This window comes from Xylanibacter ruminicola Ga6B6 (genome assembly GCF_000687715.1).
In the GTDB taxonomy this organism is placed as follows: domain Bacteria; phylum Bacteroidota; class Bacteroidia; order Bacteroidales; family Bacteroidaceae; genus Prevotella; species Prevotella ruminicola_B.
In genome coordinates this window covers 49,747-69,627 of the sequence record NZ_JHXD01000018.1, presented here as the reverse complement: position 1 = coordinate 69,627, position 19,881 = coordinate 49,747, and the positions used below count along the sequence as shown (strand labels likewise).

Here is a 19,881-nt window from a genome sequence, read left to right as displayed (position 1 = left end):
GTTATTTATCTTTAAACGTTTTATTAATTACAGGCACAATGATCAGGCCATAAACGATAGCCGTCAATGCAATCTCACCATAACCTTTCTCACGGCCAAACAACCAATCCAAAATGCAATATACCACAAAGAAGCCTACTGCATTTACGAGAGCTTTACTGATAAATTTCTTCCAGTTTGATTTCATATAAAATTAATCTCCTAATGTAATAACTTCCAGATCCTTAAACTCCTTCCCGTCGATAGTCAGTCGTATCAAGGTTCTGTCTTTATGCCAACCCTGAATACCTGCAGCACCTGGGTTGATGTGTAGAAGATTCAGTGTCTTGTCGAACTTCACCTTCAGTATGTGCGAATGACCTGCCACAAACAGTTGTGGCGGCATAGCATAGAGTGTAGAGCGAATACTGGGGTCGTAATTGCCAGGATAACCGCCAATATGCTTAATCAGCACCTCTACATCCTCGCACTTAAATCGGTTCAGCTCGCGATACATCAGTCTCAAGTCGCCCCCATCACAGTTTCCACATACTGCTCGGAAGGGGCGGAATGCAGCCAACTTCTCGGCCACCTCTACACTACCGATATCACCTGCATGCCAAATTTCGTCGCAGGGTTCAAAGTAATGCAGATACTTGTCGTCCCAATAGCTGTGAGTATCGCTCAGTATGCCTATTCTCTTCATAATCCAAAACGCATGCGAATAAATTCTGCAATCAGTTTCTCGGTTTCTTCAAGTCCCAGCAAACTGGCATCCACGCACAGGTCGTAGCTCTCGGCAGCGCCCCACTTCTTACCAGTATAGTAATTATAGTATTGCGCACGACGGGTTTCAACATGCTCAATCAGTTTGCGGGCATGTTCAGCATCCAACTGCTTAACTTTTGATACGATATCTACGCGAAAGTCCATCGAGGCAGTGATAAACACGTTCACCACATTCTCGAAATCTCGCAGAATGTAGTCGGCACAACGGCCCATAAACACACAACTGCCCTCGCTGGCGGCCTTTTGGATGGCATCGCTCTGAAACTTAAAAAGGCTCTCCTGCGAGAAGTTCGAACCGTACAGGTTACCGCCCATAAAGTGTGGTGTCTGCACATTCAGTAATCCACGCAAAAAACCTTTCTTCTCATCATTCTGTTTAAAGAACTTCTCCGAGAAGCCACTCTCTTTAGCAGCCAGATTCAGCAACTCGCGATCGTAATACTTCGCTTCAAAGTCCTTTGCCAGCATGCGTCCTATTTCCTGTCCGCCAGCACCAACCTGTCTGCCTACGTTAATAATAATATGTTTCATTATTCTTTAGTTATTCGCTTTCGCTGCTTTAAATTTCTTCATATACCACATCAGCATGGGTATTGTCATCGCAAACGACAGGAAGTCGCTGGCTGGCATCGAATACCACACACCGTCGAGCCCCCAGATCAGCGGGAACACATACGCCATCGGTAGCAGCAGGAACAGCTGTCGCGACAGCGAGAGGAATATCGAAACCTTAACTTTTCCAATGCTCTGGAAGAAATGCGTGATGGTGGCCTGCGAGCCTACCACGAAGAATACCAGCATATCCAGCTTGATACCCGTGGCGGCCAAACCAATCAGCGTTTCGTCGGTGGTAAAGATACGGGCAATCTCGCGGGGGAAGAGCATCGACAGTATCCAACCCACCAGCAGGATAGTTGTTGCACATCCGATGGCCATAAACAGACATCGTAACATACGATCGTACTTCTCGGCACCGTAGTTATAGCCCACAATAGGCTGCATACCTTGGCACACACCCATCACAAACATAAAGAACATCATCACCACCGAGTTGGCTATCGAGTAAGCACCCACAGCCATATCGCCACCATAGCGTACGAACTGGTTATTCATGAAAATCACGATCACACACGATGTAACGTTCATCAGGAATGGCGATATACCGATAGCAATGATATTGCTTACCAATCGTTTCTTCAGTTTATAGATACCGCGCTTCAGGTGCAGTATCTCGTTCTTGTTCGAGAACAGCCACAACTGCCAGAACATTGCAATGGTCTGCGATGTTACGGTAGCCAAAGCTGCACCACGAATGCCCCAACGGAACCACCATACAAACGCCAGCACCAGCAATATGTTCATACCCACAGTAAACAACACCGAGTACATGGCATGTTTAGGTTTGCCTGCTGCACGCAGCACAGCATTCATACCAAAATACATGTGAGTCATTACGTTACCCAACAGAATAACGGTCATAAACTCGCGTGCATAAGGCAATGTTACTTCGCTGGCACCGAAGAAATACAGGATGGGATCCAAGAAGAGCAGACAGACAACCATGAACGAGAAACCGATAATCAAGTTCAGCGTCAGGGTATTACCCAACAGATTCTGTGCTGTAGGATAATCCTTCTGTCCCAGCTTCACGCTAATGCTGGCACTCGATCCCACACCTACTGCTGCACCAAAGGCTGCACTCAGGTTCATAAAGGGGAAGGTAATGCCCAAGCCCGCAATAGCCTCGGGGCCTACTATCTGACCGATCATAGCACGGTCGATGATATTATAGAGACTCGAAGCCGACATGGCCACGATTGCAGGCAGGGCATACTGCCACAGCAATTGCCCTACGGGTTTCGTTCCTAATGCCAAAGCGGCTTGTTTGTTATCACTCATTCGCGTACATAATTATTAAAACGCTGCAAAGGTACGAATATTTTCCGAGATAAGATGCACTTTTTAAAATAATCTTTGTATCTTTGCACTCGTAAAATCAAATTGAATGACCAATTTACGTTTGATAAACCTATTGATTGCCGCACTTTTCTGCGCCATAACAGCCAGTGCAGCCACACTTCCCAAGAAAAAATATCCTGGGGGCAAATGCTATATTTGGCGTTACACCTTGCAGGATAAACGCGAATCAAGTTATACGCTCGACCGCCCTCAGCGCTGGCTCTCACACAAAAGTATCGAGCGCCGCCGCAAGCAGGGATTACCCTTGGACTCTACCGATCTGCCCGTGAGCAGCGGCTACCTGAAAGCTATCGACCGCATGATTAACGATGCCAATCGCAATGTTAAACGCTCACAAACCGAATCGATGGTTATCGGCACCAGCCGGTGGAACAACACCGTGTTAGTACGCTCGGCCGACACCACTTTTTTGCACCGTTTGGGCGAGCAGGCCTACGTAAAAAACTGCGAGATGGTATGGGAAGCACCCGATAGCATCGAGCGCCAGATCAAAATAAAGGCCAACGCAGGATTTAACTCATGGGACAGCCTGAAAGGGTCGTTCTACGGTCACGGTCGCGAACAGATCGAGATGCTAAACGGTCACCGTTTGCATAATATCGGCTGTCGCGGCAAAGGCATCACCATCGCCGTGCTCGATGGCGGATTCCAGAACTGTAACGTTCTACCCACCTTTCAGCACGCTATCATATCAGGCGTAAAAGACTTTGTTTACCCCAATAGTCCCAACTTTTATCAAGAGACCGATCATGGCACCAAGGTCCTGTCGACCATGGCCGCCAACGAGCCCGAGGTGCTGATAGGAACAGCTCCCGACGCTCATTACTGGCTGCTGCGATGCGAGGATCAGGAAACCGAACAGCCTGTTGAGGAGGATTATTGGGCAATGGCAGCCGAGTTTGCCGACTCGTTAGGCGCCGACATTATCACATCGAGCTTAGGCTACACAGAATACGATAACCGTCACGGCTATTACCACCAGCACGATCTGGATGGTCGCACAGCCCTCATATCGCGCACAGCGTCGATGGTGGCACAAAAGGGCATGGTGCTGGTAAACTCTGCTGGAAATAGCGGCATGGGCCCTTGGAAAAAAATCACTTTCCCTGCCGATGCCGACAACTGTCTGACAGTGGGCGCACTGAATCATCAGCGCGTAAACGCCCCCTTTAGTGGTGTTGGACCTACGCAGGATATGCGCATCAAACCCGACGTGATGGCTCTGGGCAGTCCTGCCAACCTGATTTCAGGGCGTGGCGGTATTGTTCGCGATATGGGAACCTCGTTCTCAACCCCCATCGTAGCCGGACTGGTTGCTTGCTTGTGGCAGGCCTTACCCGAGAAAACAGCTCTCGAAATCATTAATCTGGTACGCCAGAACAGCGATAGTTACCAAAAACCCGATAATATTTACGGCTACGGCACCCCTAATTTCTGGCGGGCGTACATGATTGGAAAGATGGAGTAAAAACGAGGAATTATAAAATTGAACACAGAGCGCCATATCACATTATTCGAGCTTAACCGCTTGGTACGCGAGGCTATCGAGGATGCTTTGCCCATGGAATACTGGGTAGAGGCCGAACTCAGCGAGTGCCGCGAATCGCGTGGTCATTGTTACATGGAGCTTATTCAGAAGGATGAACAAACCGCCACGCCTATCGCCAAAGCCTCAGCCAAGTGCTGGGCCAATAAGTGGCTCACCATCCGTCCTTACTTCGAACGTACGACCGGTCAGCAACTGCATGCCGGCATGAAAGTGCTGCTGCAGGTTTACCCGCAGTTTCACGAGGCTTACGGTTTCTCATGGATTGTGACCGACATCGATCCCACCTACACCTTAGGCGATATGGCCCGTAAGCGTCAGGAAATTATCCAGAAGCTCAAGGCCGAGGGCGTGTTCGATCTGCAAAAGGAACTGCAGTTGCCAGTTTTCTGCCAGCATATTGCCGTCATCTCATCGCAAACAGCCGCTGGCTACGGCGATTTCTGCAACCAGTTGGCAGATAATCCTTACGGCTTTAAATTCGAGACACAACTCTTTCCCGCTATCATGCAGGGCGAGGGAGTTGAACAGAGTATCATCAGCGCTCTGGAACAGATTTACGACATGCCATTCGATTGCGTAGTGATTATCCGCGGTGGTGGCGCTACCAGCGATATGAGCGGTTTCGACACCTTGGCTTTGGCCGAAAATGTGGCAAACTTCCCAATACCTATCATAACAGGTATCGGCCACGAGCGCGACGAGAGCGTTCTCGATATGATCTCGCACACCCGCGTAAAAACGCCCACAGCTGCAGCCGCTTTGCTTATCGACCACCTGAAGGGCGTACTCGAAACCATCGAAGGGGCCCAGAGCATGATTACGCACTACGTTCAGCAGAAATTATCAATTGCCAATTCTCAATTGTCAATTATATCCGAGGCTATCCCCCGATTGTTCTCGATTGTAAAAACCCGGCAGGAGGCCAAGATCGATGCCCTCTATACCCGCCTGCCTATGCTGATAGAGCGCCGACTAACATCGGAGAGCCATCGTCTGCAACTGATGGACGAGAAACTCAAAGCCCTCGACCCAACCCTGCTGTTGGCTCGCGGCTACAGCATCACCCTGCATAACGGCCGGGCTGTAAAAGATGCATCGCAATTGCCCCCAGGCACTGAAATCGAAACCCGCCTAGCCAAAGGCACCATTCACTCAGTAATTAAATCCGTATAAAATATAATGGAAAAAGAACTGAAATACGAGGCTGCTATAGCCGAACTACAGTCCATCGTACACAAGATGGAAAACGACGAACTCGACATCGACCAGATGGCCGAGCAGCTTAAACGCGCCCAGCAGTTAATCAAGCTCTGCAAGGACAAACTTACCAAAACCGACGCCGAAATCAAGAAAATACTTACAGAACAAAAGATTTTAGGCTAAAAGTTTTGCTAATTTGATATTAATTATATACTTTTGCATGCAAATTTGAAATTTCAAACATAGAAAAAAGTAATATGAAGAATTTGGATTGGGGTAGTCTGTCATTCGGCTACATGAAGACCGACTACAACGTACGTTGCTATTATCGCGATGGAAAGTGGGGCGAAATCGAGGTTTGCTCCGACGAGTATTTGAATCTGCACATGGCAGCAACCTGTCTGCACTACGGCCAGGAGGCTTTCGAGGGTCTTAAGGCCTATCGTTGCCCTGATGGCAAGGTTCGTGTGTTCCGCGTTGACGAGAATGCCAAGCGCCTGCAGAGCACCTGTCGCGGTATCATGATGCCCGAGGTTTCAACCGAACTGTTTACTGAGATGGTTAAGAAGGTGGTTCGCCTGAATCAGGAGTGGATCCCAACTTACGAGAGTGGCGCAACACTCTATATCCGCCCACTGCTTATTGGTACCAGCGCCCAGGTAGGTGTTCACCCTGCCAAGGAGTACTGCTTCCTTATCTTTGTTACACCAGTAGGCCCATACTTCAAGGGTGGTTTCTCAAGCAATCCTTACGTGATTGTTCGCGATTACGACCGTTCTGCCCCTCTCGGCACAGGTAAGTACAAGGTAGGTGGTAACTACGCAGCAAGCTTGTTTGCCAACAACCTGGCTCACGAAAAGGGCTATGCTTGCGAGTTCTATCTCGATGCTAAGGAGAAGAAGTACATCGACGAGTGCGGTGCAGCCAACTTCTTTGGTATCAAGAACAACACCTATATCACACCAGAGTCGACCTCTATCCTGCCCTCTATCACCAACAAGAGCTTGATGCAGGTTGCTGAGGATCTGGGTATGAAGGTTGAGCGTCGTCCTATCCCCGAGGAGGAGCTCGAGACCTTCGAGGAGGCTGGCGCTTGCGGAACAGCCGCTGTTATCAGCCCAATTTCTTATATCGACGACCTCGACACTGGCAAGCGCTACTCATTCGGCGACAAACCAGGTCCACAGTCAAAGAAGCTCTTCGACACACTCCGTGGTATTCAGTACGGCGAACTCGAAGACAAGCACGGTTGGACAACTGTTGTGATTGAATAAAAACAAAAAGCCTCGCTCGAAATGAGCGAGGCTTTTTGTTATTTGTGCATACCAACAATCTTCGTAGCGGGTTTTTCCTTGTTTCTACGATTCACAACCGTTACTACCGATTGCGCCAGGTTGATAAATGCCAGTCCCGTAGATGTGTCGCTGCTCAGAGCGGCAGGCGTACCAGCATCGCCATTGTCGCAGATGCTCTGTACCAGTGGTATCTGTGCCAGCAAAGGTACCTGCATCTCCTCGGCCAACTGCTTGCAACCTTCCTTACCAAATATATAATACTTGTTCTCGGGCAGCTCAGCTGGTGTAAACCAGGCCATATTCTCAATCAAACCGAGAATGGGTACGTTCACCTTCTCGTTGCGATACATATCGATACCCTTACGTGCATCGGCCAGAGCCACCTGCTGCGGGGTGGATACAATCACTGCGCCTGTAATAGGCAGTGTTTGCAGCAATGTAAGATGGATATCGCTGGTGCCTGGAGGTGTATCCAGGATAAAATAGTCGAGCTCGCCCCAATCGGCATCAGCAATCAGCTGCTTCAGCGCACTTGTAGCCATACCGCCACGCCACAGAGTAGCTGTGTTTGGCGATACAAAGAAACCGATTGACAGCAGTTTTACACCGTACTTCTCGATGGGACAAATCAAGTCACGACCATCTTTCTTCACAGCGTAAGGCTGCTCATCCTCAACATTAAACATCTTTGGCATTGACGGACCGAAGATATCGGTATCCAGCAAACCCACCTTGTAACCCAAACGGGCCAAAGCGATAGCCAGGTTAGCCGATACGGTGCTTTTACCTACACCACCCTTACCCGAGCTAACGGCAATAATATTCTTGACGCCAGGCAGCATCTCGCCCACCTCAGGACGTGGTTTCGACTTGAATTCAGTTTCAATCTCTACCTCCACCTCCTTGCCGCAGTGGTATTTGATAGCCGCCTCGGCAGCTTTTACAGTTGATTTCAGGAAAGGATCGGTATCGCGTGGAAACTCCAGCACCACCTTTACTTTCCAGTTCTCACCATCCTTCTGTGGAGCAGCCACAGCAGGTGTATCAGCCACCATACCACTCTCCACCACATTCTTCTTGGTGCCTGCATACGTTACCGTAGCCAAGGCATCCATCACCATCTTGGGGTATATTACGTTTTCCATTATTTCGCCTTATCTAATGAACTTCTTTTTGATCTGTGATACGAGCGATAGTCGTCCAGTTCAATCTCCACCTCGGGTTCAACCAGCTCGCCGTTGCGAGGCAGATTCCACTTCATATATTTAATATTCAGTCCGCGGGCAATCCACATACCCTCGTAATAAGTCTGAATAGCCAGAATCTTCTTCGTACCCTCGTCGATACGCTCATCGTGATACAAATCCTCTGTACGGAAAATTACGGGCAGCGCATTCTTCTCTACCATATAGGTACTATAAGTAAAGAGGAAGTTCGAATCCGTCTTCAGGTGTATCACGCCGCCATCCACCAGAAATTTACGATAGCGGTTCATAAAATAGGTGGATGTCAATCGCTTACGAGGATTCTTCATCTGCGGATCGCTGAATGTGAGCCAGATTTCCTGCACCTCATCCTCAGCAAAAAAACGTTCAATTATTTCAATATTCGTACGCAGAAAAGCCACATTCTTCAGTCCCTCGTTCAGGGCCTGTGTAGCACCAGTCCACATACGTGCACCTTTGATATCCACGCCAATAAAGTTCATGTCGGGATACAGTTTGGCCAGTTCCACTGTGTATTCTCCCTTACCGCAACCAAGTTCCAGCACTATCGGGTTATTATTGTGGAAGTACTGCTCGTGCCAGTGCCCCTTCATCTCGAATGGCACATTCTCAATCACCGAAAACGGATACTGGAACACGTTCTCGTACGTTTCCATGTCCGCAAATTTAGCTAACTTTCCTTTTCCCATAATTAAAATTGTGCTGCAAAGGTACAAATAAGTAAGCGAAAAAACAAACTTTTTCGTTTTTTTATTAGCAACACCATACCACCAACTTATCTAAACTGAGCGAGAAAATTCAGAATTCAGTAATTCAGTTTTATAGGGAGCTATATATCCACTGATAAAGAGACATCAGTGGATACAGAATACAGAATACAGTTTATTTGGAGAGGGATAATCTGTGTGTCACTCAGATATCAGTTTTCTTGTGAGCTAATACAACTATCGCTTCACTCTCTAATTATCTATCTTATAAATATTATATATTATTATATATATTAAAATATATATAATAATATATAATATTCTAATAGAGTATATTTAAAGTTACAAATGCTTAGCCAAATAAACTGATATCTGATATCTGAGTCATCTTTGTGCTCATGAGAAAACTGAATTCTGAATTACTGAATTTTTGGATTGACAATGCTCCCAACAAAACTGTATTCTGTATTTCTGTATCCGCACAAATACAAAGATAGTTCATAATATTTTACATTATTCGTTACACAAATCGTATACAGAATAACCTTTACAAGCATAAAAAATAGCGCTCTCGTGTGGAAAAATTATTTCCCACGTGTGGGAGCAAAAATGCCAAGAAATATGCTAATGCCATATTTTTATGAAAAAATTTGGTAATTTCTGCAAGAAATTGTACTTTTGCCGGCGAAATAACTAAAATATTATCACGGCATGCAACCTATAGCAATTAATAAAGACACCATTATATGAAAAAGATCATTTTCTCGGTAGCCTTTGCGCTACTTCCGCTCCTGTCATGGGGGCAGCAGGTACCGGCTTTAGACCAACTGAAAGCCGACCCACGTAAATCGTACGGTACGGATTATCCATATCTACTCGAAACACCAACACTCACCAAGGCGCCTAAGGGCTACAAACCTTTCTACATCAGCCATTATGCGCGTCACGGGTCGCGTTACTACTGGAGCACCTCGCTCTACAAGGAGCTCGACACTTTGCTGACGGTGGCTCACGACAAGCAGTTGCTGACAGCTACTGGCGAGGCGTTCCGCACCAAATTCATGGCCGCCAAGCAGGAGTTGATGACAGGTGTGACCGAGTTGACCGACTTAGGCTGGCAACAGCATCAGGGCATCGCACGTATCATGTACAACAACTTCCCCGAGGTGTTCGAGAAGGGTGGTAACGTGCTGGCCATCTCATCGCTGGTAGGGCGTTGCGTACTCAGCATGTCGGCCTTCTGCCAGGAGTTGGTACAGTGCAATCCTAAGCTGGAGATTCGCGAGCAGTCGTCGCGCTTTACGTTGGATGGCGTGGTGCCTACCGACGGACAGAACCCCGTAAAGCATAACTACCCCAAGGATCTGAAGCCCCGTTACGAGCAGCATCGCGACCTGTTTAAGGGCATTAACGTGCTGCGCGACAACATCGTAAAGCGTATGTTTGTAAGCACCGAAGGCCTGCCTGGTCGCATGCACCATAACGTGAGCAACCTGATAAACCTGTACACATCGCTACCCAGCATTAACCACGAGGGTATGATGGAAGGTATTCTGACCGACGAGGAGTATGCTGCCGAGTGGGAAAGCGACAACCTAGGTGTTTTCTCATGGGTGTACAGTTCGCAGTACCAGATGATTCCGATCCTGCAGGACATCATGAAAAAGGCTCAAGCGGCAATTGATGGCACCAGCGACCGTGTGGCCGACTTGCGATTCGGACACGATACGTGCATTGGTCCGTTAACAGTACTGATGGGCATCAATGGTGCCGATCGCGACCCCGAGGACCCGAACGAAGTAAAGAACTGCTACCAGAGTTGGGAAACCTGCAAAGCCAGCAACATCCAGCTTATTTTCTATCGCAACAACCAGGCTGATGTGCTGATAAAATGCCTGATGAACGGCCGTGAGGCTACCCTACCCGTGCCAACAGCCACATACCCATACTATAAATGGACAGACTTCTTACAGTTCTACACTGAAAGATGCAACCAAAAATTCTAAGAAAAATTTTATTTAGGCACGGCTTTAATCCGTGTCTAAATTATTTATACAGCGTAATAGTTCCGCCATCGCTCTGAGCGTAATCCACCAACAATTTTTGGATATATTCAGCGTTGGCACGAACACGTTCCTCGTTGCCATCATAGCCGTTAATGAGTACTACGAGATGGGTAGTCCCGAGCGTCATTTTAGTGCGTTCATGGTCGCTGGTAGGCGTTCCTACACCACCTTGGGCATCGCGATAAACGGGCAGTCCGGCAATGTTTAACGGACCACGACCGATACCCTCGTAAGGTTCCCCCTCTTTACCTACACCCAACACCAGTTCGGGACCCACAAACTTATCGGCATCAAATCCACCAATACTGTAACCATAGGCAATCGAAGCGAGGTTTACCAGATCTACCAGCGTATCAATCTGGTAAAGTTCCTTACCTTGCAACATACGACGGATAAGCTGCTCGGAGGCAGGACGATAACGTGATGGATCCTTGCCACATAACTTATATACCGCACGCGTGGCGGCAATAGATGGCAACGACTTTACACTCTCGGTAGTAAGCTCCTGGCGCAAACGAGCCTCAACCTCGTGGATAGCCTGCCACAAACGGTCGCTATAAGGCGTATTTACCACCTGAGCCTCAACACATGCCCCCACAAAATTGGGGCACACGCTGGATATTTCGGAAGACACACGAACCTGTATCATTGCTGCATATTCTGAATGGCGTCGCGACATTGCTCCATCAACCAACGGGGCGTGCTGGTGGCGCCACAAATACCTACACTCTCGATACCCTTCAACCACTCGGGCTCAATCTCCTGTGGGTCCTCAATCAGGTGGGTATTAGGGTTTACACGCAGGCACTCGTTGTAGAGCACCTTGCCGTTTGAACTCTTTCGGCCGCACACAAAGAGCACCAGATCGTGCTTGGTGGCAAACTGCGAGATATTGGGCATACGGTTGGCTACCGAACGACAGATGGTATCGAAACTCTTAAATGTAGCATTGGGCGAGATGTGCGTCTGGATATAATCGATGATACGACGGAACTCGTCGAGCGATTTCGTGGTCTGCGAATACAAGTAGATATCACGGGTAAAATCGAGTTTGGTAACCTCATCGCTACTCTCAATCACAATCGCACTGCTATGGGTCTGACCCACCAGACCAAGAACTTCGGCATGACCTTTCTTACCAAAAATCACAATCTGTGCCTCCTCACCTTCGGGAAGATTGGGCGAGGTTTCGTACTGCTCCTTGATGCGCTTTTGCAGCTTGAGCACCACAGGACAGGTTGCATCGATAATCTCGATATTGTTTTTACGGGCCAGCTCGTAAGTTTCGGGGGGCTCACCATGAGCACGCAGCAACACTTTAGCGTTGTGCAGTTCGCGCATCTGGTCGTGATTGATAGTAATAAGTCCCATCTCGCGCAGGCGTTCGCACTCCATACCGTTGTGTACAATATCACCTAAACAATAAAGTGTTTCGCCCTGAGCGAGCTCTTCTTCGGCTTTCTTGATAGCGGTGGTAACTCCGAAGCAGAAACCACTGCCGTTATCTATTTCGATAATCATAAATGATTAAATATTAAACATTAAACATTATTTTTTGAGCAAAGAGAAATATTCGTCGAGAAGATCCTGAGCAGCTACGAACGATGTTTTCTGACCTGCGAGGACTGACGTTTCGGCGGTGCCCAACTGAGCCTGGATGGCGGGATTGTTGTAGAAGTTGAGTCGCAGATGCTCGTTGATACTCTCGTACATCCAGTATTTAGCCTGCTCATTGCGGCGATAGGCAAAATAGCCGTTGGCCTTTACAAAATCCATATACTCGTAAATCATGTCGAATATCTCTTTTACGCCTGTACCGTAGAATCCACTGTAGCATAGCACCTTAGGACTCCAACCGCTATCGGGCATGGGGAAGAAGTGGAGGGCATTACGGAAGTTGGTAGCCGCCATCTGGCAACGATCCACATTATCGCCATCGCACTTATTAATCACGATCCCATCGCTTATCTCCATAATGCCGCGCTTAATACCCTGCAACTCGTCGCCGGTACCAGCCACCTGAATGAGCAGGAAGAAATCTACCATCGAGTGACAGGCTGTTTCGCTCTGACCAACACCAACGGTCTCAACAAAAATCTTGTCGAAACCAGCGGCTTCGCATAGAATAATCGTCTCGCGAGTCTTGCGAGCCACACCTCCCAACGAGCCGGCTGATGGGCTAGGACGTATGAACGACGATGGATGTTGCGCCAACTTCTCCATACGTGTTTTATCGCCCAGGATTGAGCCCTTGGTGCGCTCGCTACTAGGGTCGATGGCCAGCACAGCCAATTTACCACCCTTCTCTTTGAGAACGTGCATACCGAACTCGTCGATTGAGGTACTTTTTCCAGCGCCTGGTACACCACTGATACCAATGCGGATGGAATTGCCGCTATAAGGCAAGCACTTGTTGATAACCTCCTGAGCACGGGCCTGATGGTCGGGATTCACACTCTCAATGAGCGTAACAGCCTGCGAGAGGATAGTGACATCGCCCTTGAGGATGCCTTCGACCATCTCGCCGACAGAGAGTTCGTGACGACGGAAACGACCTCGCTTGAGGTAGGGATTAACGATAGAGGGCTGCTCTACCCCACTGTTTACCTGCAAGCCTGCATATTCTGAGCTATTTTCGGGATGTTCCATGACAATAATTGATAATTGAAAATATACATTACTGCAACTTGATGTTGACCACCACTTTGGCGTGGTCGGGATCGTTGGTAATCATCAGGATACGAGGACGCGTACGGAGCTTCTGTAGCTCTTCGGCAATACCCGTAATCTTTAAGTTAGCACTCTGACCTGGAGCAATCTCACTCTTTGAGAGGGTTACCTTCAAGCCTGACGTAAAGAGCTGGAGCGAGGTAATCTTCAGGGGCGATTGACCTGTATTTTGTAACGTAACAGTAGCCGTTTTCTTAGTCTTACCACCAAAGTCAGTAAAATCTACATCCTTAGCCGACATCTGCAACTGTGGTGCCAGATCCTTATTCTCTTTCTCGAACTGTTTCATATCGGGCAACAATACGGTAGCCACATCGATGGCGTAATCCTGACGTACCTTATCGCCTGGGTTGTGGGCCATATAAAGAGTGGTCTTGGTCAAGCCATAATCACGCAATTTTTCTGAGAGCAACTTCACGCTGATAGTAGCCGCACGCCCTGGCAACAGATGATCGGGACTGGTGATAGCAGTGAGATAAGGAGGCAGGTGCATCAGGTTGGGACGCATGGCTTTCTTACCATTATTCAGGATGTGAATCTCCTGCTCAGGCACATCGCCCTTGTTCACATCATCGAACTCAAGTACGGCCTTATCCAACAGCAGGTCGCCCATCTCGATAGGATACTCGCCCGAATAATCTCTGAAATCACTCTTAACCACACCTGTCATCGTAAGGTAGAACGGCTTTTTTGAGGCATTACTCTTAACCAGACACATCTTCTGGAAGTGACCTAACATACGGGCATCGTAAGTCATCTTAATAGTGAATCGCTCGCCAATGCCCACCTCTTTAGGATATTCTATTTTGGTGCAACCACAATCGGGTTTCACACTCTGAATAACCAATCGGCGCAACCCCTTGTTACGCATCTCGAAAGTGGCTGTAACAGGCTGTTCGTAGCCCGTAGCACCCACATCGATGGTGGTGGTTTTTACGGTGAGACGCTGCGCATTCGCCTCAAGAGGCGAGAGCTGTGAAGCGAGGACTGTGAGTAGTATAACTGTTAATTTCTTCATCAATATTATAATGTTTAATTCTTAATGTTTAATGTCTCAGAATGAGTGACAGCACGGAACTCGGGGGCATAGGCACACTCTACGGTAGCGGTACCCGTTTCGTATGTTCCTGCACGATCGATATAATATTCGGTTTCGATTACATGAGTACCCTTCGACAGCATGCCGAAGAAGTAGCATGTGGCGTTATCGCGAGGCGTTATATAAGCACCCGCATGATAACCACTCAACGGCTTAACGGGCTCCATACAAGCCGCACGCTTATCAACCACCTGCACAAAATCGTAATCGCGATCGGCAGTAATGGTGAGGCGAACTTTCAGGCGATCGCCAACCTTCAAATCCTTATTCAGCATCTCGCGCTTGATTGTCAATCCGCTACCATTCTCAGCGATATTCTTTGTCTGCTGGAAGAACTGGGCATAAACGGCGCCCCACGAGGTGCCATCGGTGGTTTTGCGGATGGTGAGTTGCTTACCCTTTGGCAATTCGGTCTTAGCATAGCCGATGGCTGATGTAGCATTAGGCAGCGCAACGGTGCGCGCATCGATACAGATAACGGGCATGTTTGAACTCTGAACCAAGCGGCACTCCTGCCCCTTGAGGAAGGCATAAACCGCATTCACGCTGTTGATAGGTGTATCCCAAGCCTGTGTGCGCTTTTGCTGCAGCAACCAGCGTTGCATCTCATCAATAGTCTGTACATCATTAGGTGTTAACTGCTGCAGGGCCTCGATGGCGATGCTCTGGGTTGGAATCTTATAATCAAACCAAGAGTAGCCAGCACGTGGGGTATCGTAATATCTGCCCATTTCCTCACGGTAAACGGTGTACTCCTTGAGCGACTGGGCATACTCCTGAGCACGCTTGGCGTCAACCTTAGCAAAGATAACTGCTGCAAGGGCTTTATCGTAAATGCTCTGACGCTTGATATCTTTTTTAAGCAGATTAATCAGATAGCTGTTGGCCTGCTGAACATCGGCAGGCAACTGGCGACCATCGAGGGTTACCAGATATAACCACTGCAATGCCTTATAACTTGGGAAGTAAACCTCGCCCTTCTTCTCGGCTTTCTTCAGTTCCTTTACCAACTCTATCATCTCCTGACCCATATAGCCAAAGGCCTTGTTCAGCATGGCGCTGGTAGCACTCTGCTTTTCGGTGAGGGCATTCAGACGTACCAGCATTTCGCTAACGGCAACAGTGGTATAGAACGAGCTTGGCATACCTGGGAACCAGGTCCACGCACCCTCAGCGTTCTGCAGTTTCTGCAACTTCTCGACACAGGTTGAGAGACGATTGTCCATCAGGTTCTCGTCGAAGAAGTCGGCCAAGCGATGCTTCTGCTCAGTCTCGTTGTCGGCATCCAGCACCCAAGGGGTTGCGCTCAGAACAAGATTCTTCAAATCCTCGTTCTTTTCCAGTTGAGAGGTGAGCGAGGTCTCGTTAGGTTCCTGCTTCCATAGCTCGAACACGTTTTTGATCTGTGGGTTCTGATTGATGATATATCGTCCCAGCCCGTTGGCATAGAACGAGGCAGCCAATGAGATGGCGTTATCGTCGATGGGCGAGCCTACTGCTGGTAGAGCCTGCACCATCAACCAAACGGGATTGTTAGTATATTCGAAAGTAAGTTTGGTATTCTTGGCATCAGCTGGAACCAGCTTGTTCAGATCAATGGTAGTAGTACCTGGCTGGTGCTGGGTGATAGGCATCGAAACAGTAACTCGTTCGGTAGCTGGCAGTACAGGCAGATAATGCTGCTCGCCATCGCTGAAGCCTTTTCCGCTGATCGTCATTTTGACAATCAACATTGAACATTCTTGGACGTGCCAAGCGGCAAAGCCGAGCGGACCATGGACCATTGACCATTCAAACTCGACGGGGGTTGTAGAACCTGCGGCGAGCGATACTTGCTGCGACTTTTCGTATACGATGGCGTTGGTCTCGGCATTGATGATCTGCAGGGTAGCCTTGCCTTGTGCCTGTTTCTCGCTAAAGATACGGGCCGAGATGGTGGCCTTATCGCCCTCGCGGATAAAGCGAGGCACGTTGGGCTGTATCATCACATCCTTCTTAGCCACAGCCTCGCCTTGAATGTTGCCATAGTGCAAATCGCTAGTGTGTGCAAAACCAAACATCTGCCAGGTAGTCAAGCTCTCTGGCAAAGTAAACTTGATAGCAACTCGACCATTGGCATCGGTAGTAAGCTGGGGATAGAAGAAGGCTGTCTCGTTTAAATTCTCGCGAACCTGTACATCATCTGCATGACTTTCATCAGCATCAGCACTACCAGCGCTCGAAGTGTCGATAGTCTCCTTTGATTTCAATATCTCACCATCTTCAACAACATCAAAAACCTTCGACTCATTTGCAGCCATTGGAGCTTCAGCCATTTCTAACTGCACACCATAGCCCACAATGCCACGACTCAAAGCCTTAACACCACGGAACGAATGGCGATACAATGGGTGGGGATAAATATTGTGATCAAACAGGCTGAAGCCAATCTCGTCATAGTTGAAAGCCTCCCAATCGTACGAGGCGAATCGGCTAAAGCTTCGAGGCGATACAAACTGCCAATTTACATGGGGCAATGCTATCCACTGATAAGGTGTAAAAATCCACTGGTGCTTAACCAACTGGTCCAGACTCTGATCGTACAGTGTGGCCATCAGGTTAGCATCCACTGGGTTGCCATTGGCATCCTTAATGGTCAGTGTCCACTCTTCTTTCTGTCCTGGTGTCAGACGATCGCGGAAGGTAGCCCACTCTAAGGTCAGCTTCTTATCAGGCATGGGACGCTGAATCTGGGCAGTATGGGTGTAACACTTGCCGTTCTTTACCCAAGCAAAGGTAAGCAGCAAGCCGTTTTCGTACTCATCCTGATAAGTAAACTTACGGTTTATCAGCTCGTTGCTCTTATCCACACTCCCCTGCTCTATCAGCTTATGCCCCGAGAAGATGCTATAGAAGATATGCACATTCTGATCCGAACTACCCACCTGGATAGTAACAGGCGTGCCGTCGTTAGGAAACTGGGTAGCCGACTGATAGAACCAATCATCAGTAGCAGTAGCAGGTTGTTCATCATCGAGCGAGAAAACAACAAAAGTGCGATCGATGGTCTGATCCTCATACGCAGCCTCTACACGATGCTTACCAGAAGCCAGCTTAGCCAATGCGATCTGCTGATTTGTTTTTGCCATCTGCCATTCGCCACCGTCAATACGATAACGTACTTCGGCATCGATATCCTTACCTGCGGCATTGCGCAGATGAAAAGTAGCTTGGGGGGTATCTTCAACCAGAACTTTTTCGTCGAGATCGATGCTAAGTGCGGTTGGACGATTGCCCAAAGGCAACGTAAACTGTCCTTGATGGGTTTCACCAGCCATATCAGTCACATCAGCCTGCAACACAAAGTTATAGAACATGGTGTACTTGGTTTCGGGCATCTCGAGCGGCATTTTTATCACAAAGTTACCATCAGCATCGGTAGTAGCTTCGCCCGAACAAATCTCGGTACCGTGATTGCTGTAGCCCAGAGTACCCTCGTCGTAGTAGCGATTGTACGACCACCACCAAAGGGCGGTACGGCGCAATACCTTATACGCTACCTTGGCATCCTGAACAGGCACACCCGCATAGCTGAGTGCTGTACCTTTGATATCAAGCACATCGCCAGCCTTATAGGCATCCTGATATTCTGCAAAGTCCACATGGAACGTGGGACGCTTGTATTCCTCAACACGAATGCTCTGCGAGCTATTCTCCACCTGGATGGTAAACATACCCGTAAGTCCCTTGGCAGGTAGGGTAAAATCTACTGCACCCACACCATAGGCATCGCTCTCGGTCTGCTTCTCGGCCACCACCTTATGGTTGGCATCGCGCAGTACAAATTTTATATTCTGATGGGCACGAACGGTTTGTTTGATGCCCTTCTCCACCTGATACACCAATGCCGAAGCGTGTACCGTCTGACCTGGGCGATAGATGCTGCGATCGGTAAAAATATCGGTCTGATTCACCGTACGATCAGCCCCGTAGAATTCGTAACGGCCATTCACATACAGCACTGCACCCGCCTTGTCGGTATCGGTATAGGCAAATACCGAATATGGACGTTCCTTGATACGCAGATGGGCATCGGCGATAGGCTGACCAGTCGTAGCATTCACCACCTCGTAACGTATTTTGCCATCGGGCTGGGCCTCGGCAATCGTAAAGACGTTGGTGACATGATACAACGTACGGATTACCTCGGTACCAGGATTGCTCTTAAACTCCACCAGGTACATGCCTACGGGCAGACCTTTCAGCGTCATACTATCCTCGAACAACTCGTACTCAGGACGTGCTGCAAAATGTTTTGTTTCTGTCAACACAGGCACACCTAAAAGTGGACGAATCTTAGCCCAGCCCTTTTCGCTTGATGGTGAGTGTTCGATATCACCCTCACAACGTACGGGATACACCGTCATAGTGAGTTGCGACAGATGGCGTAAATCATTCAGCATCACCTGCTGGGCCTGCATGGGACGAGCTACAGAGAGGGGATACGACAAATGGAACTGGGGATTGGTAAGTTCCTTTTTGGTGTTGCGCAGATGGTTGATCTCAGGCCAACGTCCCCATTTGGCGATGGCATCATCGATAAAGGCGATGCGCTCTACAACGGGAGTGTTATACGGCAACGCATTATATCTGTCGATAGCCAGATGGGCATCGATAATGCTCACAGCCTTTTGGTTGCCCACCTTCTGATAATAATCGCGCAACTGCTGATACTCACCCAACTCAGCGCCTATCACACTCAGCATATCGTTGCCAAACACCGAAGCATCGCTTCCCATCACCACAAAAGGCTGATACGAACGTTCCTTGGTGTTAGCCAACAGCTTGCAAAGTTCGGGGGTAAGCTGAGGTTTCTTGATGCCTAAATCTATGCTATAGTTATCACGGTCAATCTGCCAAAGTACCGTTTGGTAAACCAAGCGCTGCACCTGGCCGGTGGCTTTCTGATAGCGTGCCACAATACGATCCACCTCGGGTTTCAGCGAATCGGGAGCGATATCCACCATGGTCTGGGCAGCATAAAGCTCGGCTTTGAGCAGTTGTCCGTATTGGCGCTCCTTCTCGGCCTTTTTCACAATCTTCTGCAGCACCTCGTACTGAGTTTTGGGCAGATCTTTCTCTTCAGCCTCTGATACCTGTTTCCAGAGTGCCGAATAGGATTGTCCGAATAGGAACATTGGCATGATCAAAGCTATAGTTATGATGAGAAATTTCTTCATAAAGCCCACTTTAATTGGTTTAACTATGCAAAGGTAGCTATT

General features: G+C 48.5%; 16 protein-coding genes. 5 read left to right on the top strand and 11 right to left on the bottom strand.

Translation table 11 applies throughout. The annotated features are described in order from the left end of the window. Window position 1 precedes the first annotated feature (1 nt). The 4 genes from T500_RS0111075 to T500_RS0111060 are packed head-to-tail and all read right to left on the bottom strand — an operon-like array spanning window position 2 to window position 2,667. Window positions 2-187, bottom strand: coding sequence for a hypothetical protein (locus tag T500_RS0111075; RefSeq protein WP_028908165.1), 186 nt, complete (start codon window positions 185-187; stop codon window positions 2-4). A 6-nt stretch (window positions 188-193) separates the two neighbouring features. Next, window positions 194-685: a metallophosphoesterase family protein gene (locus T500_RS0111070; protein ID WP_028908164.1), complete on the bottom strand. Its 492-nt coding sequence runs from the start codon at window positions 683-685 to the stop codon at window positions 194-196. Next, on the bottom strand, window positions 682-1,299 hold the full coding sequence (locus T500_RS0111065) for an AAA family ATPase (RefSeq protein WP_028908163.1): 618 nt from the start codon (window positions 1,297-1,299) through the stop codon (window positions 682-684). The genes T500_RS0111070 and T500_RS0111065 overlap by 4 nt, the downstream gene beginning before the upstream one ends. Window positions 1,300-1,305: 6 nt before the next feature. Next, entirely contained in the window at window positions 1,306-2,667 is a 1,362-nt protein-coding gene (locus T500_RS0111060; protein ID WP_028908162.1) for an MATE family efflux transporter, read from the bottom strand. Window positions 2,668-2,773: 106 nt separating this feature from the next. Between T500_RS0111060 and T500_RS0111055 the strand changes: the two genes are divergently transcribed. Genes T500_RS0111055 through T500_RS0111040 form a run of 4 tightly spaced genes read left to right on the top strand, consistent with a single transcriptional unit; the run spans window position 2,774 to window position 6,771 of the window. After that, window positions 2,774-4,216, top strand: a complete 1,443-nt coding sequence (locus tag T500_RS0111055) for a S8 family peptidase (protein ID WP_028908161.1) — start codon at window positions 2,774-2,776, stop codon at window positions 4,214-4,216. An 18-nt stretch (window positions 4,217-4,234) separates the two neighbouring features. Continuing rightward, a complete protein-coding gene (gene xseA, locus T500_RS0111050; protein ID WP_028908160.1) occupies window positions 4,235-5,470 on the top strand; it encodes an exodeoxyribonuclease VII large subunit in 1,236 nt (411 codons plus the stop codon). A 6-nt stretch (window positions 5,471-5,476) separates the two neighbouring features. After that, window positions 5,477-5,680 carry an exodeoxyribonuclease VII small subunit gene (xseB, locus tag T500_RS0111045; protein ID WP_028908159.1) on the top strand — a complete coding sequence of 68 codons (204 nt, stop codon included), beginning with the start codon at window positions 5,477-5,479 and terminating at the stop codon, window positions 5,678-5,680. A gap of 59 nt (window positions 5,681-5,739) precedes the next feature. Next, a complete protein-coding gene (locus T500_RS0111040) occupies window positions 5,740-6,771 on the top strand; it encodes a branched-chain amino acid aminotransferase (RefSeq protein WP_262502950.1) in 1,032 nt (343 codons plus the stop codon). Window positions 6,772-6,809: 38 nt separating this feature from the next. Here the strand turns inward: T500_RS0111040 and T500_RS0111035 are convergent, their stop codons facing one another. Together T500_RS0111035 and trmB are read right to left on the bottom strand one after the other, a co-directional pair. Further along, the gene (locus T500_RS0111035) at window positions 6,810-7,937 is read right to left on the bottom strand and encodes an Mrp/NBP35 family ATP-binding protein (RefSeq protein WP_028908157.1); all 1,128 of its coding nucleotides are present in this window, start codon (window positions 7,935-7,937) and stop codon (window positions 6,810-6,812) included. Continuing rightward, the gene (gene trmB / locus T500_RS0111030; RefSeq protein WP_028908156.1) at window positions 7,937-8,707 is read right to left on the bottom strand and encodes a tRNA (guanosine(46)-N7)-methyltransferase TrmB; all 771 of its coding nucleotides are present in this window, start codon (window positions 8,705-8,707) and stop codon (window positions 7,937-7,939) included. The genes T500_RS0111035 and trmB overlap by 1 nt, the downstream gene beginning before the upstream one ends. Before the next feature lie 764 nt (window positions 8,708-9,471). On the opposite strand from trmB, the gene T500_RS0111025 reads away from it, so the two are divergent. Further along, the gene (locus T500_RS0111025; RefSeq protein WP_028908155.1) at window positions 9,472-10,731 is read left to right on the top strand and encodes a hypothetical protein; all 1,260 of its coding nucleotides are present in this window, start codon (window positions 9,472-9,474) and stop codon (window positions 10,729-10,731) included. Between the two features lie 40 nt (window positions 10,732-10,771). On the opposite strand, the gene T500_RS0111020 is transcribed toward T500_RS0111025, so the two are convergent. From T500_RS0111020 to T500_RS0111000, 5 genes are read right to left on the bottom strand one after another with little or no spacing between them, the layout of a single operon-like run. Further along, window positions 10,772-11,437 carry a B3/4 domain-containing protein gene (locus tag T500_RS0111020; RefSeq protein WP_028908154.1) on the bottom strand — a complete coding sequence of 222 codons (666 nt, stop codon included), beginning with the start codon at window positions 11,435-11,437 and terminating at the stop codon, window positions 10,772-10,774. Next, window positions 11,437-12,312, bottom strand: coding sequence for a 4-hydroxy-3-methylbut-2-enyl diphosphate reductase (locus T500_RS0111015; protein WP_013063493.1), 876 nt, complete (start codon window positions 12,310-12,312; stop codon window positions 11,437-11,439). The genes T500_RS0111020 and T500_RS0111015 overlap by 1 nt, the downstream gene beginning before the upstream one ends. A gap of 27 nt (window positions 12,313-12,339) precedes the next feature. After that, window positions 12,340-13,440, bottom strand: coding sequence for a methylmalonyl Co-A mutase-associated GTPase MeaB (gene meaB / locus T500_RS0111010; protein WP_028908153.1), 1,101 nt, complete (start codon window positions 13,438-13,440; stop codon window positions 12,340-12,342). Window positions 13,441-13,468: 28 nt separating this feature from the next. Next, a complete protein-coding gene (locus tag T500_RS0111005; protein ID WP_028908152.1) occupies window positions 13,469-14,539 on the bottom strand; it encodes a DUF1573 domain-containing protein in 1,071 nt (356 codons plus the stop codon). A 14-nt stretch (window positions 14,540-14,553) separates the two neighbouring features. Beyond that, window positions 14,554-19,839: an alpha-2-macroglobulin family protein gene (locus T500_RS0111000; RefSeq protein WP_028908151.1), complete on the bottom strand. Its 5,286-nt coding sequence runs from the start codon at window positions 19,837-19,839 to the stop codon at window positions 14,554-14,556. Window positions 19,840-19,881 lie beyond the last annotated feature (42 nt).